We start from the raw sequence: 16,876 nt of genomic DNA, 5'->3' as shown, positions 1-16,876 counted from the left end.
GTTACGAAATATTAAGCAATCGTGTACATCAATCTTCCGGTCGTTGGTAAGGTCAAGAAACCTAAGGTATGGGTGGTTGGTCTGGTAAGTACCGTTGTCCTGTTGGGGGCAGTTGGGGCAAGGTCTTTTGTCAATCAGTCTTCGGATAAGCCAACCCTAGAAGACTTGACGGTGGAGGTGGAGTCAAAAGATGTCACCCTCCGGATTGGGGCTAGCGGTACGATTACGCCGGCTAAAAGTGTCAACTTAAGTCCCAAGCAAGCAGGCGTTTTGGCCAAGCTGTTGGTGGAGCAAGGGGACGAGGTTGAAAAGGGGCAGGTCATTGCCCGCATGGATACTCGTGATTTAGAAGGCCAGCTTATTCAAGCGAATGCGTCGGTGGCCCAGGCAAAGGCTCGGCTGTCAGAGTTGCAGGCCGGTAACCGCCCAGAGGAAATTCAACAGGCCAGGGCTCGTTTGGTCCGAGCGGAGGCCCAACTCGCCCAAATCGCTGGGGGCAATCAACTGGAAACGATTACCCAGGTGCAAAGCCAAGTGGAGTCGGCGAAAGCTCGTCTGAGATTAGCCTTGACTCGCCTAAATAGTTTTGAACAGCTCTACAAAGCGGGGGCAGAAACCCGCGATCGCAGGGATGAAGCCAAAGCAGAAGCAGATACGGCCCAAGCCAACTTAAGAGAGGTGCAACAGCGCCTGCAAATTTTACGGCAAGGGTCTCAACCGGCAGAGGTTTTAAGGGCTAAAGCCGATGTGGCGGAAGCCCGTCAAGCCTACCAGCTGATGCAAAAAGGCAGTCGCCCAGAAGCAATTCTTCAAGCAAAAGCGTCAGTAGCTGAGGCTCAGGGCCGTCAGCGGGTGGTGATGACCCAGGTCAACGATACGATTATTCGCGCCCCCTTTGCAGGCATCATTACCCAAAAATTTGCGACGGAAGGGGCCTTTGTAACGCCTACAACGACTGCATCGAGTACCTCTTCGGCCACTTCGACGTCTATCGTGGCCTTAGCCCAAAAGCTGGAGGTGTTAGCCACGGTTCCTGAAATCGATATTGGTCAGATCCGACCCGGCCAGTCTGTTGAAATTCGCGCAGATGCGTTCCCCGATCAGGTTTTTAAGGGGCGCGTTCGGTTGGTGTCACCAGAAGCGATTGAAGAGCAAAATGTCACTTCCTTTCAGGTCAGGGTAAATATTACCTCTGGGCAAGACAAGCTGAGATCGGGGATGAATTCAGATCTAACGTTCTTGGGGGATACCGTTGCTGACAGCATGGTGCTACCCACCGGTTTGATTGCCACAAAAGATGGAAAAACAGGGGTCTATATTCCTGATGAAGATGGCAAGCCTAAGTTTCAGCCGGTAACGACTGGGTCATCGATCAAGAATCAAACCCAGATTCTGGAGGGGGTAACCCCTGGTCAAAAAGTTTTTGAAACGTTTCCAGAAGGTCAAAAGCCCGAAGATTTAAAAGAGGAAGAGTAACCGTGGATATCCTCGAAAGCGTAAGAATGGCTTCAGCGACGTTAGTCGCCAACCGTCTTCGCAGTAGTTTGACGATGTTAGGGATGATTATTGGCAATGCTTCTGTTATTGCCATGATCGCCGTGGGGCAAGGAGCCCAAAAGTATGCTTCCGGTCAGTTTGAGTCCTTAGGACCCAACATTCTATTTATCGTTCCGGGAACTGATAAAGCCCGTCGACAGACCTTTGAAGTGCCCAAGACCTTGGTATGGGCCGATGCTAAAGCAATTAAAGAAGCTGTTTCTTCGGTGCAATCTGTTATTCCTCAACTTCAGAATCAGTTGACCACTGTTTACCAAGGGGCGAATACAACGGCCTTGGTGATGGGCACAACGGATGAATATCCAATTGTGCGGAACCATGATGTGGCTAAAGGTCGATTCCTGAGTCCGCAGGATATCCAGCGAGGCAATTTGGTGGCTGTATTAGGCACTGACTTGGCTAAGCGCTTGGTGGGGTCTGAAAATCCGATTGGTAAGCGAATTCGGATTAAAAACCTTAATTTTGAAGTGATTGGCTTAATGGAGGAGAAGGGCTCTTTCCTCGGTAGTAGCCAAGATGATGTGATTTTTATCCCCATTTCGACCATGGCGAATCGGGTGGTGGGATCTACATCTCCTTTTGGTACGGAGCTAACCTTTATCTCGGTCTCTGCTAAAGATGAGGCGAGTATTCCCTCGGCAGAGTTTCAGATCCGCAATCTGTTGCGGATCCGCCACAAAATCATTGACGAAGATGATTTTACAATTCGGACTCAGAAGCAAGCATTGGAAATCATCGGCAATATCAGCGGAGCTTTGACGCTTATGTTGGCGGCGATCGCCAGTATCTCTTTGCTGGTGGGCGGTATTGGCATTATGAATATCATGCTGGTGTCTGTAACAGAACGCATTCAAGAAATTGGTCTGCGTAAAGCTATTGGGGCCTCCCAAACTGATATTTTGGTCCAATTTATGATCGAGGCCATTATTCTGTCTGCGGTGGGCGGCATGATTGGCACTTTTGTGGGTGTGGGTGGCACGGTAATGGTAGGCAGTCTTACCCCTTTAGAAACAGGTATTTCCATCCCGGCTGTGATATTGGCTGTGAGTGTTTCGGGGGGCATTGGGCTGTTCTTTGGCGTTGTCCCCGCTCGACGGGCGGCTCAGCTTGATCCAATTGTGGCTCTGCGTAGTGCTTAAGGGAAGAATAAGACTATGACTTCTACACAGCCGCAAGCTCAGTCCCTGACAAAAGGGAATCCAGAACAGGCCATTATTCGCCTAGAGTCAATCACTAAGGTCTATGGTGCAGGCGAAACGGAAGTCCGGGCCTTAGATGGGGTGGATCTGGTGGTCAACCCTGGTGAATACTGCTCGATTATGGGGGCTTCTGGATCCGGCAAATCGACCATGATGAATATGATTGGCTGTCTGGACAGGCCCACGTCCGGCAAATATTTCCTGGATGGAGTGGATGTGGCTCAGCTTTCTGATACTGAGCTGGCCCTGGTCCGCAATCGCAAGCTTGGGTTTGTCTTTCAGCAGTTTCATTTGCTGAGTCAGGTCAGTGCCCTGGAGAATGTCATGCTGCCCATGGTTTATGCCAATGTGCCGGTTAAAGAGCGACGGGAGCGGGGTAAGGCTGCACTAGAACGCGTTGGATTGGGCGATCGCATTCATAATAAACCGACTCAACTTTCTGGTGGGCAACAACAGCGGGTGGCGATTGCCCGAGCCATTGTGAATGAGCCTGTTTTGCTGCTGGCGGATGAACCCACGGGGGCGTTGGATACCAAAACAACAAACGAGATTCTGGATATTTTCTCAACCTTAAACGCCAGTGGTATGACGGTGGTGATGGTGACCCATGAGCCAGAAGTGGCGCGTACCACCCAGCGAGTGGTGTGGTTCCGAGATGGCCAAGTGGTTCATGCTCATCTCGACCCAGAAGAACTGCATACTACGGCTTTTTAAATTTATTCCGGGATTCTTGACAGTCTTGAGACTTCTTATAAAAAGCTGTAGCTTTCGAAGCGATTGCTTTGCTATCTTCTTTTTGGGAGAATTTTGAATTCTGAAGGCGATTTAGCGCCTCATTGTTACTAATAATCCGATTTAAGTCTTCTGAATAGAAAGGTGTTTCACGAGGTGTTTCTTGCGAAATAACTTTGAATTTCTCTTGCTTCGGATATTTCTGAAGGTTTGCTTTTGAATTGAGTGATCGAAAGTTCGATAATGCCTTTCCTTGAGGTGAGGAGTCTCCAGGTTCAGCGCAGGTCAGTTTAAGATAGGCTGTGATTGAATTGGATGTTGATACAGCTGTTTCAACATAAACTGTGTGATGTATGCAGAATACTCTTCTTACACGGTCAGGATTATAGTTCCTGATTCGAATTATTTCTGAATAATGTTTATCTATATATGTTTCAATTGCGGAGTTGAGTGCAGGGTTTTTGATCAGGCTTTTGTTTTCTCGCTGAAGGATTTCAGGCTTTGAGTAAATAATGTCCCTACAACTTTGTATGGCTAAAGAAAGTATTAGTGTGAAAAGAATAGACGCACTCTTCTTCATATTTAGTTGATTTAGATTGATCTCGTCAGCCTCATTTGAGAAATTGATATGTAGATGTTTTTTTATCGAAATGGTTTTACTAGGTTATAAATTCTTACACCAGCTTAACTGCATATTGCATTATCTTTCTGAGATAGTATTTCTTTGTTGTTGTAGATTCCATGCCTGAAGGACCTGAAATTAGACGTGCTGCGGATCGGATTGCAGGTGCGATCGCAAACCAACCCCTACAGGAAGTCTGGTTCGCCTTTCCCCACCTAAAAAAATACGAAGCTCAATTAGGTGCCAGTCAAATTCAACAGGTAGAAACTCGGGGTAAAGGTCTGCTGATGCATTTTGGCTGTGGACTTAGCATCTACAGCCATAACCAGCTCTATGGCAAATGGATGATCCGTAAAGCCTACAACTATCCCCAAACCAAGCGACAATTGCGGCTAGCTTTGCATTGCGATCGAAAATCCGCTCTCCTTTACAGCGCATCAGATATTGATGTCTTGGATGCGGCTGGGATTCAAGCCCATTCCTTTCTGAGTCGGATTGGGCCAGATGTTCTCAATTTATCTACGACGGTTGAGCAACTGCAAGAGAGACTGAGTTGCGATCGCTTCCGCCGTCGTCGGCTCACGACACTATTGCTTGATCAGCATTTTCTGGCCGGGTTGGGAAATTACCTCAGAAGTGAAATCTTGTTTGTTGCCAGGGTTCATCCTTCCCTAAGACCCGTAGATTGTACCGATGAGCAGTTAGAAAAACTGGCAGAAGCAGCTCTAGCGCTACCCAGGCAGTCCTATGAAACCGGCGGCATCACCAACGATATTGCCTGGGCCGCTAAATTGAAATCACAGGGATTTGCGCGGCGTGTGTATCGCCATTGGGTCTTTGCCAGAGCAGGGCAGTTCTGTTGGGTCTGTGCAACCCCGATTGTCAAAGATGCTCAAGGTGGACGTCGGTATTATTACTGTCCCCAATGCCAAGGAGAATAAGTTTTCCCACCCTATAAGTCAGTGACAGCTGGTACATCATGACTGGCTTACTCAGAGACAACCTCCAATTGCCGCTACTGTATAGTTTGCGCAACTGAATTGAATATAGCTTCAAGCAAATCAAAAATGAATTAGATTGGGCCGATTTCTGTATGTTAGAAGAGCTTTGTCAACATTTGCACTAGCAGAATGGCGCTAATTGGAAAAGTACGCTCAATAATTTGCGTCTAATACCAAATCCGATTTATATAACTCCGATATAATGCATAATTAGAGAATGCCAAGAAAACTATATCTCGAACCCCATTTTTCGCCTGACGAGCTGAAGTCTCATTATCGAGCCAGCCAAGACCCAGTAGAATCGCGCCGCTGGCATCTGCTGTGGCTCGTCAGTGAGCAAACAACGCTAACTCAAGCAGCCCAAGTGGTCGGTCTCAACTACGATTACGCTCGAGAAATCGTCAGGGAGTATAACCACAATGGCGCCCATGGGTTACGCAACCGACGCAAAGATAAGCGACCTCATCAATCTCGCAGTCTTCTGACTCAAGACCAATGTGCACAATTGTTGACTCGTCTACAAACCCCACCCGCCGACGGTGGTCTATGGAACGGCCCCAAAGTAGCCCAGGTCATCGCTCAGATGACAGGAGTCGATAAGGTTTGGCCCCAACGCGGTTGGGACTATCTCAAGCGATTGGAGCAGTCCCTGCAATGCCCACGTCCTCACCACCGTAAAGGTGAACCAGAGGCCCAAGCCGCTTTTAAAAAAACTGCCTAAGTACAAAGCAGAATTGGAGCGACGCTACCCTAATGCTCAGGTCGAAGTTTGGTCCTTGGATGAACATCGTTTAGGCCTTAAACCCATTATTCGAAAGATTTGGGCGCCTGTGGGTCAGCGTCCAATTGCTGAGGTGGACCATCGCTATGAATGGACCTATCTGTATGGATTCGTTCATCCCGCAACTGGCAATACCGAATGGTTCATTCTGCCTCGGGTCAATGGAGAATGGTTTAATCAAGCCCTACAAAGCTTTGCTCAGCAAGTTGGAGCGGGAAAGCACAAACAGATTCTTCTCGTTCTCGATGGAGCCGGATGGCATACCTGTAAAAATCTGGTGGTACCTAAAGGCATTCATCTGAAGGTTTTACCCCCCTATTCTCCAGAGCTACAGCCCGCTGAACGGTTGTGGCGGCTAGCGGATGAACCACTGGCCAATCGATGCTTTGAGACCCTGGATGAGTTGGAAGATGTGCTCGAGCAGCGCTGTCGAACTTTAATGACAATGCAATCAGACATTCAAGCTCTCACTCACTACCATTGGTGGCCAGCTTGACAGATAAGATATTTCGGGGGTTAATGAGTCGGATTTGGTATAATTGTTGAACCCTATATTTTCTATCAACGGCTTAAGCCTTGGTTAGCTGTCTTTCCCATCTCTGGTATAAATCGGAGCTTTTGGAAACTGATTGAGCGCATGAATCAATTTTATGTACCGCCACTCTTTTGTTAACTCAATGTTTCCTAATTCAATACTTTTACTCAGTGTGCGAAAAAGATCCTAGATGGGAACTGCAGGACTAGGATCCACAATATCAGCTGAATTGTGTTTTGCTTTCCATGAATTTCTGGGAGAGAAATTTGATGACTCTGTATCATTGACAACGAGACCTGCCAATCTTACTTGGCTTTGTAAGAGGATATCTACGGCATCTTGGACAGGAAAGCGCTCACTTTTACCAGGCTTAACTACTAACAAAACATTAGAAATAATACTTGCCATTAATGTTGCAACGCTGCCTTTCGTTATTGGTGGGCCATCCACCAGAACAAAATCATAGTCATTAGAGTCAATGATTTTATGAAGGCGATCTTCAAAACTATTTCGATTAATAAACTGTGTATAAATCACTCGCTGTGGTTTAGGGATAGGGGGCTTTAGTTCAGAATTAAATAGATTCTCTTCGTAAATATCAGTATCTTCTTCTAAATGATTACTGCTCTGCTCTAAACATAATAATTTTTTCTTAGGAAGATTCTTAATTCCATTTTTGATGATTAGTACTTTAAGCCCTAATTCTCCAAGAGCCCATGCGAGGTGTGTTGTTACAGTGGTTTTACCTTCACCTGCTACGGCACTAGTAACCATAAGACAACGACTATCTATAGATTGGGTTTCGGGGAGCTGAGACTGGATTCCGGCCGCCAACTGTAGAAAAGCTGGTTCACCATCGCTTCCTAAAACCGTTGTGACGTCAACATCATCTAGCTGACGTTTCATATGAGGAATTCTGACCATAAGAGGGAATTCCACATTCGCTAGATCTTTGGGGCGGAGTAGAGGATTACGCGACTCCAATAATAATAACAATGCTAGACTGCCCAATCCTGCAGCAAAGAAAGCATTGACAGCGATTAAGAGGAGCTTAGAAGAAGGAATAGGGTTTAGTGCAGGTGGACTTAATAGTTGAACATTAGGGTAAGTTTGGAAAGCATCGATATTGCTTTTTTCCATTTGAGCAATTAAGCCGTTGTAGACACCCTGGGCAACATCATATTTCCTTTGTAAATCTTGCAGTTGAGCTTGATTTGCTGGAAGGGTGCTCAATTGAGAGTTCAGAGAATTAATTTCAGTTTGATATTGTTGAGCTTCTTTTAATTTCGCCTGTACGCGACTTTCTGATAATACAAGCTGTTCAATAAACGTTGTCTGACCTTCTATACCACTGGATAAGAGACCACTTTGTTTGCTTGTCCTTGCCTGGCTAATATACTGTTTAAGCTGGCGTTGTAGACCTATGCGAGTATTTAGAGTTTCTTGAACGGCAGGGTGATTTTCAGTTAATTTGGCTCGCTGTTCCTTAAGAGTTGACTCAAGTTCAGTGAGTTTTTGGCGGACTAATAAATAATCTTCATTTTTGTCCAATTGAAGCGCACGTACTGCTTGTTTCGAAGTAATTCCAAGCCGGGATGATAGTGCTTTTGCTTGATCAGATTCAGCTCGAGCTTCAGCAAGTGCTTTTGCTTGGGCTTCCTTCAAGGAGGATAAAAGGGTTACAGCCTTGTCAATTTGTGCTTCATCGCTTACAAGACCAGAAGATTTTTTGAATTGGGCTATGGCATATTGGGCCCGACTGACTTCCTGCCGAGCCCGTTCTAAGTCAGATTGGTAGAACTCCTTTCGACTTGAAACGTCTGTTTTTCTAAGCTCATGCAATCTTTGTTGATAGACTTTAGTCAGAATTTGAGCTCTTTTAAGAGAAATGTCTGGATCTTTCGCACTTACATCAAGAGAGAAAACATTTGATAGTTCGACTGCGTTGATTTCGTATACTTTTTTGTACTGCTCTGTATCAGTAAAGGTAGTAGATTCAGGATCAAGACGTAAGGCTTGAGCTACCAAAACATCACTTCTTAATATTGTCTCTTGGGTCTTGATCGGATTCAGCTGGGTTGAAAATGTAGTCCCATTATCTTTTAATGATCCAAGATTTCCTAAGCTTGCTTCCAGTTGGCTAGACGCTTGGGGGAGAACAAACTTGATGGTAGAAGTCCAAGTCTTTTCTGATGTGCTCCAAGCATAAAGTACTATGATGGCAACAAATATATTCCAAGATAATAAATATTTCTTGTGTCTAAAAATAGTGACCCAAAAATCCACGCTTAAAACTCCATTACACTGATTTCTTATAAGTAAATATTATTAATTCTATAATTTGAAAATATATTTTTGTTCTAAAAATGAGAATACTATATTTTGATTGATTATGACTAACTTACTTGAAATAATTCAAACCAAGGACTGCCATTGAATCTCTCCTTGAGTTCACGAAAATTTGAAATTGCTTGAGATAAAGGTATACTGGATTGCTTTGGTGTCGAGACATATAACGACTTATAGGGTATCTTTAAGAATGCCTGTAACTTTCTTGAATAGAATTCAATATCCTTAACTAGATCTTCATAGTTTACTTCAAAAATATTGTGATTTGAGAAAAACTGATGGTGTTCCTCTTCTTGCTCTTTCATATGATTAAAGAATTCTAAAGTATTATTGTAATCCAATTCAATTGGGTAAATCTCGCTTGGATTTTTCTTCCCTACCCATATCTGTGTCTTTAATGCAACTTGCTCAGATAGGTGAGTTTTTAATAGGTTCTTGCGCTTTAAATGAATTACATTCAGATCTTTGGATTCTTTCAAATAGTCCCAGACCTGATTTTCATGGCTTGACCTTGCATGATTATAAAATAGCTTAAAACCTACGCCTGAAACAGATTTAGGCATCTCTCTATACACTAATTTCTGCAAAAAACTGACAGGCTCTTCTTCTTTATACTGATATACATTATCAATATCATAGTTGATGAAATCCCAGAATGTTTTGCTGCTAAGAGATTCATTGAATAACTCATAAAATAGCCTTAAATTTGGATGAGATTGTAATAAACTGACCAAGAGATTAGAACCTGTTCTCGGTCTAGCAAGAACAACGAATTTCTGGTAGTTCTGATGCCCTTGTATTAGGTGTTGATTGAGCATCTTGTCTTCAACTACGGATTTGAAGCGCTTTATTCTTAGAGACGTTTTAGGAAGATAAGGCATGGAAGTAAGGAGGAAATTAGATGGACAAGCTAACTATGAGATATTTTTATGAGTTCATCATTTTGAGAATTTAGTTCGATAAGAATACTTCCTACCCAAACAAAAAAGAACCAAAAATATACTGCCATCCAAGATAATGGGATCGCCTCCATAAAAATAATTAAGGCAATTACCGCTCCCAGAGCTTTTTGCGCTGCGGAATGATCTTGGATGGCAAGCTTCCACAAATTCCATAATGTACTTAGTAAAGCTATTAAAAAGAAAGCAAAACCTACAACGCCATGTAGATAGAGAACGGCAGCATAGGTGGAAAATGAGCCTAGTGTAATACTGTAGGTATGCCAATCAGCAGTTCCTTGAGCAACACCCCAACCTAGAAAAGGGGATTCTTGCCAGGCTTCTAAGGTTTTACGAACTACGAATTCTCTATCGGTAGAGGAAGCAGGACGTGCACTCGTAAAAATCTCCAATGGCTTATTTAATAATTCTGCAATGGTTATCCCACCAAGCGATGTGCAAAGAAGAGCTGCTGATGCGCCAGTCCAAAGCGATCCCAAACGGGCTCTTTGAGTACGAAAAATTGAATATATGCAGAGAGAAAGAGGTAAGCAAATCCATGCCAGTCGGCTCTGACTAATAATTAAAGCTGTAAAACTGCCCAACAGTCCCCACCTTCTTAATGTAGGACAAGATTCTCCTAGACATATGATGAAGCAGAGAAGCCCACAGATACCGAGGATTGGAGGGTCTGGAAAGTATAAGGTAGTACGAGGAACAACAACGCCAAAGAATGCTTGAAAAGTTGGTGCTTTAACAACAAAGCTAGCAGGATTCCCAGGAAAGAAGTTTGCCCAGGGTGGTGAAAAAGATTCTGTAAAACCTAAGAATAAGCTAATGATTAGTAAGAGTATACCTACGAGATAACCACTCGCCATCCAAGCTACCGCTCGGGTGATTATTACAGTACGAATAGGATTCCAGAAAGGTAGTATTAAACTAATGAAAATAAGAAAGTAACCTTTAGCAAATGTGACTATTGCAGCTAAAGTTTCTTTCAGTCCTAAAGATGCGTCACTAATGCCTATTAAAGCAGTCCACAACATGATCAATGACATTGCTAGCCATGCCCATATGGATAGAGGAGGAGGATTTCGAATAAGTGTATCTAGGTTAATAGATTTGATGAAAATAAAAATCAGAATGGCCGGATAGAGTAATGGCTGTATACCTAATAACCACCATAAAGGAGTCAAGATAATAGTCCAGAAAACTATTTTCTCAGCATGTGACGCATGCCTGATTCTGGCATTCTGATGGATGAATCTAAATAATGGGTAAATTGTCTGATTCATTGGTAAAAGCCTGAAAAATATCCTGCTGTTTTTCCTGATTTACTAATTCCAACAAAATAATAGAAGCTAAATCTTTTGAGAGTATTTATAAGTGAAATTTTGATAAAATAAAGTGAATTTTATGGAGTAATATTAGTGGATTTATAGTAGCTCACGAATTATTTTTCGCCCATTCGGAATAATTATCCATATTGCTGCATAAAAAATTAAGTAGACAACTAAACTGATAACTAAATTAATAAATATGTTCCCTGTAAGGATTGAAACTCTATTGAATAAGTAAATTATTAGAGCGGCACTGATTGAAGCTAAAGCAGGCCTGTAGATTGAAAGAATCAAACCTGAAAGCGATAAAGGTGTATTTCTATAGCAATAGATTAAGGAAGGAATTATTATTAAAGGCCGAGTAATTCCTAACGCTGCAGCAACTCCAATGGCCCCCCAACGAACTCCAATAACAAATGCAATGGCTGTCAATACTGATATAACTAGTCCTGATCTAAATTGACGGTCAGCTCTTCCAAGAGATTGATAGGCCCAGGCCATTGCAGGTTCTAGTGTCCCAAGAAATGCCGGTATAGCCAAAAATAGAAAGATTGGAACAGCATCAGACCACTTATCACCTAAGACAAAAGGAATTAGTTGGTCTGCAGTTGCGAACATATAGCCTACAAGAGGCATACCTATTGACGTAACGGACAATACAGCCTTGTAGTAATAGTTTCGATATTTCTCTTGATCTCTGTTGATTCGACTGAGAGCTGGAAGAGCAATAGTTGTTAAAGGTGCATTGATTTGGTCCATGGGAAGCAGAACGAGTTGATAGGCTTTTGCATATAGCCCCAATGCAACTGTTCCCCATAAACGCCCGATTAAAATATTATCTAAGTTTAGGGAAAGATAGTTAGCAATTTTAAACCCTGTTAGATTGCTCCCAAAAGCCAGCATTGAACGAACATTTGAGTTACGTTGAGGTAAGCCAGGACGCCAAGGGCAAGCTATCCAAACACCAATGGTATTAATGGTAGCCATCATTAATAGCATGTAAACGATGGACCAATAACCTGCCCCCTGGGTTGCTGCAACTATGGCGGTAATGACTGCAAATAGCATGGAAAGAACATCAATTTTTGCCAAGATGTTAAACATCATTTGGCGTTTTAATAATGCCTCATGTTGGACAGATAGGGCTCTGCAAATAAAAATAAATGCTAGAGCGCTAGTAACACTAATTAGCCTGGGTTCTTTATAAAACCAAGCTATTAACGGCGATAATCCTGCAACAACTAAAGCAACAAATATTCCAAATGCAATATTTATCCAAAATAATGTGCTGACCTGTTTGTGATTGATATTAGCTCTTTGAATTGTTGCAGTTGACAAACCTAAATCTTTGAAGAGGACGACAAATTTGATGACGACTGTCACCATGCCAATGAGACCATAATCATCGGGTGTCAACAGACGGGCCAAAACGATTGTTGAGCACATCTGCAGCATAAACTTCATAGCCTGGGCGGCCATTGTTATCGCTCCACCACGTACAGACTTTTTCTTTAAATCTTTCTGGAGATGATCAGTTTTAAAGAAAGTTTGCTCTGTTATCGCTGCTGATGTTGGTGCTTTGGCCTTAATCACTTTATCTATCTCAATGTAAAAAACTTGATTGTTAAGGCTTAGCTGCAGAGTTTGAGCCTAATATCCCTCTTAATGTAAGGGTAGTGAGAGGTGAAACTAATACCGAAATTAGAGTTAATAAAGATCTTGGGTCTTGGATAAAAATTGAACGGTCATGAGATAAGGACTTATTGATGTATTCCCGTGCTTGCGGAATATTTCCAGAAGTTAAACTTAATCTCGCTAAATATCGGAACATATAAGCGTAAGCTTTAGGGAGAATTGGGGCTACTAACTTTGGTGATCGCTCAAGAGCCATGCTTATCACTCTTTCATTACACTTTCTCATTCGGCTAATATTGAAAGAAAGGCCTGAAGGTCGAACTCGATAGTAAGAGAGAATCTTCCTCTCTCTATAAAATTTCCAACGTTTTGTACTAGCAACTCTCAACCAAAAATCTAAATCTTCTGAGCTAGGCAAGGATTCATCGAAGTTACCAACTTCGTTGATTAAGCAGTGGCGGAAAACCCCATTAGAACCATGCCCAATGAAGTTCTTGCATAGTAGAGAAGTAAGGATGTCTTTATACAGTGGCTTACCACTTAGGACAAAAAAGGTTGCTTTGCCATCATCACGAATCGCTTGAGATGCACTATAGACAACACCAATTGATGGGTCATTATCTAAATGTGCTACATGATTGGCCAATTTGTCTTTGCTGTAGATATCATCACCATCTAAAAGGGCAATGTATTGGCCTTTAGCATGATCAATACCGTAGTTCCGAGCGGAGGATAAACCACCATTCGGTTTCTTTAATAATTTAAATTGTTGATTAGCCTTACAAAATTCCTCGACAATTGAGGGAGTCTCATCTAAAGAGCCATCATCAATAATGAGGGCTTCATAATTTTGATAAGTCTGTTCTTTAATTGAGTTTAAAGCGTCAAGTATATATTTGGAGATATTGTACGCTGGGACTATGACAGATACCTTAGGCTTCATGCATTTCAGGAGTTTAAAGGTCTAGACTTAACTATTCAGTATTTTTATATAGAATAAATATTGTGAGCAAGGAATCAATCTACTGATTATGTTGATGAATGGTTAAAGGTTGAATGCCAAGGGCAGACGCCAAGGCAATATTCATCAAAAAAGTAGGATTTCCAATAACATATCGACCCATTAGACGTTTTGGCTCTCGTACTAGTCGAAAAATCCACTCAAGTCCCAATTCTGTAAGAAGTTGAGGGCAGTCAGGCACTTCACCGGCCAGTCGGTCGATAATTGCCCCTCCAAGCATAATTGCATTAACACTGAGGTGCTCTTTGTTCCTATCTACCCATTGTTCCTGTAGAGGCATCCCCATACCCATGACCAAAATATTTGGCTTAACTTCATTAATGGAAGTTAGGACTTCTTGCTGGTTTAAGGCATTCTCAGCTGGGTCATCTGATAGGAAATATCCATGATGACCAAAAAAGTTGGTATTGGAATAGTTAAGCCTTAGATTATGAAGTGCTGTCTCCAAAATATGGGGTTTGCCCCCAAGGAAAAATACTGAGTAGCCTTTTTGGTTCGCAAGGTCGAGAACCTTTGGCATTAGAGATGTATAGGATGTGTGGTAGCTGCTAGGCAGATCTAAGCCCAGGAAATTTGCTGTCTTTAATATTCCCATGCCGTCACAATGGACATAATCTGCTTTTTGATGGAAGCGATATAACCAAGGCAACTGCATTGATAAGTTGAAACCATGGACATTGTAGTTGGACACTACAATTTTGTTGTGGTGAAGACAGGCATCATCTATCACGTCAACTATTCTTGACGTTGTCATGAATGTGATTCGACGCTCAAGAAGTGAAACTTCGATAATTGGTTGATCAACTGAACCTTTTTTGAGGGTTAGGCCCAGATTGGCCGATTTTGATTCTAGCTGCATGGATACGAGTGAGGGAGAAGTAGGGGAATTTCATCATCAGGAGATAAGCAATTTGTAGTGTGGCAATCTGAACTTACTGAGCAGGAAAATTTACTATATTTGGTGAAAGTAAGCTTTAAACCACCTATGGGAGGGCCTCACTTGCATAAGCTCTACAAAGGATAATAATTCTTGGATATTATGTCAATGTAGAAAATAGACTAGAAAAAGTAATATTTAGTCATATAAAGTTAGTGAATTATAATTTTGAGTATTGCCATAGACAATAAATCGCTCATGAATAATGATCTGTAAGACAGTGCTAGAGTGGGCTATAAAGGATGTGTGATAAATGTATTATTGAAATAACTAAAATTTATTTTATTTTGAGAAATCATAAAATATCTGGATGGTAGATTGTGGTCTGTACTGAAAATTAATTGAGACGTGATATTATCATGGAACTAAATTGATAAATGTTCGTCTATATACTTTTAAAGTGTTTACAACTTCTTGTTAGTATCAGCAACTGTTTTTCTAAGAGTTTTTCTGCACTTGAGCAACTTATAGTTTAGTTAATAAATTCAATTAGGTGTTATTAATATTAGATTTTGGTTCATAATGCTTCTAAAACTGGATATTTTCAGGGTATGACATAAGTGTTGGAGCGGGCGTAAGCACAGAATCGGGGATGTATGGCTCAAAGAAAAACGGGTCAAGGACAATAGATCCTGTACCCGAATCAAAAACTTGTCATGAGCCTAACATCGCAATTGCCAACCGTACTAGAGCATCACGAATTTCTAGAACAGGTCGAAGCACTCAAAGAATCACCCAGCCTGAGTCAGATGGTTTATATCGTTCTGCAAATGGGTTTGTATTTGGCTCGATGGCTTCTGGAGGATGAACTCTCACGGCGAGCAAAAACAGTATTTGAATGGCCTAGGTGTAGCACCTGCGGAACCCGCTTGCACTCGAAGGGATGGGAATCTCGTCAGATGCAGACACTGGTGGGAATATTTACTGAAAGCGACGGGTGGGTCGTTGTCCAAAAGGGTGTCCAGGTAGTCTATCAGCTCCTCTGGACCAATCCATTGGGATTACCTCTTACCAGCACAGCAGTAAAGAACTGGTGCGTCTAGGCTGCTTGTTAAGTCTATTTATGCCCTATGAACTGGCCAGTTGGATGCTGAGTCAGTGGAGTGGTTTATCCGTCAGTTCATCAAGCTTGTGGAATTGGGTGCAAGTCATGGGCAACAAAGCTTATCAGGAGCTAGAGGCTCAACTCAAAGCTCAAGCATCAGGTGAACAGGCTCCTAGTGAAGCGATTTCAGAGGTGTTGTCTGCTCTGCCTTTGGCCATTGCTGCTGACGGTGTGATGGTGCCCTTTCGCCCCACTCCGAAAACCCCCAAGGGAAAAATCCAGTGGCGAGAAGTTAAAGTCGCTATCTTAGCCCGCCTGGGAACACGGCTCACCCGAGCTAAAAGAGTGTCCCCCAACTACTGCGTCGAAGACTGGTAGCAGTATTGGGCGATATCGACCAGTTCATCCCCTTACTGCAACTCGAAGCCCGCAAACAAGACTTTGAATCGGCCCCAAGCGTCATCTGGTTGAGTGATGGGGGCGAGGCTTCTGGCGAGTCTACCGCACCTTGTTCTCTCACTGTGCTGTGGCAGTTCTCGATTTTTTCATGCAGCAGGCCATCTTGCACGAGCAACAAAAGTGATGTTTGGGGATGTTCGCTCTGCTCAAGCCCAAGCCTGGTTTCGGCGCTGGCGACACCAATTGCGACATGGGCAACACCTATTAGTATTGCGGTCCTTGACGATGTTGATTCACTCACAATTGTTTACGGGCAAATCTTTTACGACGTTGCTCCAGGTACAGGCTTATTTCCAGCGCCATCTGCGACACATCCAATATCGCCACTTTGAACAACTACAGATACCGCTGGGGTCAGGAATGGTCGAAAGTGCTTGTAAGTGGCTGATTCAACAGCGCTTTAAGGGGGTTGGTATGCGCTGGAGTGAGGATGGTTTCAATCATCTACTCATGCTGCGGCTTGCCTGGGTCAATCAACGGTTTGACTCCCTATTCCCAGGGGTAACCATTCCGAAGTCTAAGGCATCCCCGATCCATTAGCTACGCCCTGTTGGAGCAATAGTATTTATATGAAATTATTAACGATTAGAGCTTTTAGTAAATAGCTTTATAAGATTTTTTTTAAAGGATATAAAAGGTAATTGCTTATTAAGCTCCTTCTATTAAAAGTGATTTAAGATGCTTTGAAGCAGGTGCCTTGAATATTTTTTCGGCTTTCTATATTA

General features: G+C 42.8%; 13 protein-coding genes and 1 pseudogene. 7 read left to right on the top strand and 7 right to left on the bottom strand.

Annotation, left to right across the window (positions count from 1 at the left end):
- Positions 1-21: 21 nt before the first annotated feature.
- From ON05_RS22870 to ON05_RS22860, 3 genes are read left to right on the top strand one after another with little or no spacing between them, the layout of a single operon-like run.
- Positions 22-1,476 (top strand): efflux RND transporter periplasmic adaptor subunit, encoded by a 1,455-nt coding sequence (locus tag ON05_RS22870; RefSeq protein WP_010471027.1) that lies wholly within the window; start codon positions 22-24, stop codon positions 1,474-1,476.
- A 2-nt stretch (positions 1,477-1,478) separates the two neighbouring features.
- The gene (locus ON05_RS22865; RefSeq protein WP_010471029.1) at positions 1,479-2,696 is read left to right on the top strand and encodes an ABC transporter permease; all 1,218 of its coding nucleotides are present in this window, start codon (positions 1,479-1,481) and stop codon (positions 2,694-2,696) included.
- A 15-nt stretch (positions 2,697-2,711) separates the two neighbouring features.
- Positions 2,712-3,470 carry an ABC transporter ATP-binding protein gene (locus ON05_RS22860; RefSeq protein WP_010471031.1) on the top strand — a complete coding sequence of 253 codons (759 nt, stop codon included), beginning with the start codon at positions 2,712-2,714 and terminating at the stop codon, positions 3,468-3,470.
- Here ON05_RS22860 and ON05_RS22855 read toward each other — a convergent pair.
- Positions 3,457-4,068, bottom strand: a complete 612-nt coding sequence (locus tag ON05_RS22855; protein ID WP_010471034.1) for a hypothetical protein — start codon at positions 4,066-4,068, stop codon at positions 3,457-3,459. The two genes, ON05_RS22860 and ON05_RS22855, sit on opposite strands and share 14 nt — an antisense overlap.
- Positions 4,069-4,229: 161 nt before the next feature.
- Between ON05_RS22855 and nei the strand changes: the two genes are divergently transcribed.
- From nei to ON05_RS22840, 3 genes are all read left to right on the top strand, one after another.
- Positions 4,230-5,051, top strand: coding sequence for an endonuclease VIII (gene nei / locus ON05_RS22850; RefSeq protein WP_010471036.1), 822 nt, complete (start codon positions 4,230-4,232; stop codon positions 5,049-5,051).
- Between the two features lie 277 nt (positions 5,052-5,328).
- Positions 5,329-5,832, top strand: coding sequence for a winged helix-turn-helix domain-containing protein (locus tag ON05_RS22845; RefSeq protein WP_010482719.1), 504 nt, complete (start codon positions 5,329-5,331; stop codon positions 5,830-5,832).
- 13 nt (positions 5,833-5,845) lie between these two features.
- On the top strand, positions 5,846-6,388 hold the full coding sequence (locus ON05_RS22840) for an IS630 family transposase (protein WP_262560991.1): 543 nt from the start codon (positions 5,846-5,848) through the stop codon (positions 6,386-6,388).
- A gap of 225 nt (positions 6,389-6,613) precedes the next feature.
- Here the strand turns inward: ON05_RS22840 and ON05_RS22835 are convergent, their stop codons facing one another.
- From ON05_RS22835 to ON05_RS22810, 6 genes are all read right to left on the bottom strand, one after another.
- Positions 6,614-8,713: a P-loop NTPase gene (locus ON05_RS22835; RefSeq protein ID WP_010472377.1), complete on the bottom strand. Its 2,100-nt coding sequence runs from the start codon at positions 8,711-8,713 to the stop codon at positions 6,614-6,616.
- 110 nt (positions 8,714-8,823) lie between these two features.
- Positions 8,824-9,594, bottom strand: a complete 771-nt coding sequence (locus ON05_RS22830) for a sulfotransferase (protein WP_010472378.1) — start codon at positions 9,592-9,594, stop codon at positions 8,824-8,826.
- A gap of 92 nt (positions 9,595-9,686) precedes the next feature.
- On the bottom strand, positions 9,687-10,910 hold the full coding sequence (locus ON05_RS22825; RefSeq protein WP_236618926.1) for an O-antigen ligase: 1,224 nt from the start codon (positions 10,908-10,910) through the stop codon (positions 9,687-9,689).
- A 240-nt stretch (positions 10,911-11,150) separates the two neighbouring features.
- Positions 11,151-12,647: a lipopolysaccharide biosynthesis protein gene (locus ON05_RS22820; protein ID WP_010472380.1), complete on the bottom strand. Its 1,497-nt coding sequence runs from the start codon at positions 12,645-12,647 to the stop codon at positions 11,151-11,153.
- 31 nt (positions 12,648-12,678) lie between these two features.
- Positions 12,679-13,632 carry a glycosyltransferase family 2 protein gene (locus tag ON05_RS22815; protein WP_010472382.1) on the bottom strand — a complete coding sequence of 318 codons (954 nt, stop codon included), beginning with the start codon at positions 13,630-13,632 and terminating at the stop codon, positions 12,679-12,681.
- Between the two features lie 79 nt (positions 13,633-13,711).
- Positions 13,712-14,569 (bottom strand): WecB/TagA/CpsF family glycosyltransferase, encoded by an 858-nt coding sequence (locus ON05_RS22810; RefSeq protein ID WP_139025692.1) that lies wholly within the window; start codon positions 14,567-14,569, stop codon positions 13,712-13,714.
- A gap of 734 nt (positions 14,570-15,303) precedes the next feature.
- Here ON05_RS22810 and ON05_RS22805 point away from each other — a divergent pair.
- Positions 15,304-16,691, top strand: a pseudogene (locus tag ON05_RS22805) (ISKra4 family transposase).
- Positions 16,692-16,876 lie beyond the last annotated feature (185 nt).

It is taken from the genome of Acaryochloris sp. CCMEE 5410 (genome assembly GCF_000238775.2).
GTDB lineage: Bacteria > Cyanobacteriota > Cyanobacteriia > Thermosynechococcales > Thermosynechococcaceae > Acaryochloris.
The sequence above is the reverse complement of the archived record's forward strand: the minus strand, read 5'-3'. Positions and strand labels throughout refer to the sequence as shown.

Bases quoted from the DNA above. Each gene is read 5' to 3' on its own strand.
- ON05_RS22860 (WP_010471031.1), top strand. From the start codon at position 2,712: ATGACTTCTACACAGCCGCAAGCTCAGTCCCTGACAAAAGGGAATCCA.
- ON05_RS22855 (WP_010471034.1), bottom strand. From the start codon at position 4,068: ATGAAGAAGAGTGCGTCTATTCTTTTCACACTAATACTTTCTTTAGCC.
- ON05_RS22815 (WP_010472382.1), bottom strand. From the start codon at position 13,632: ATGAAGCCTAAGGTATCTGTCATAGTCCCAGCGTACAATATCTCCAAA.
- ON05_RS22845 (WP_010482719.1), top strand. From the start codon at position 5,329: ATGCCAAGAAAACTATATCTCGAACCCCATTTTTCGCCTGACGAGCTG.
- nei (WP_010471036.1), top strand. From the start codon at position 4,230: ATGCCTGAAGGACCTGAAATTAGACGTGCTGCGGATCGGATTGCAGGT.
- ON05_RS22830 (WP_010472378.1), bottom strand. From the start codon at position 9,594: ATGCTCAATCAACACCTAATACAAGGGCATCAGAACTACCAGAAATTC.
- ON05_RS22810 (WP_139025692.1), bottom strand. From the start codon at position 14,569: ATGCAGCTAGAATCAAAATCGGCCAATCTGGGCCTAACCCTCAAAAAA.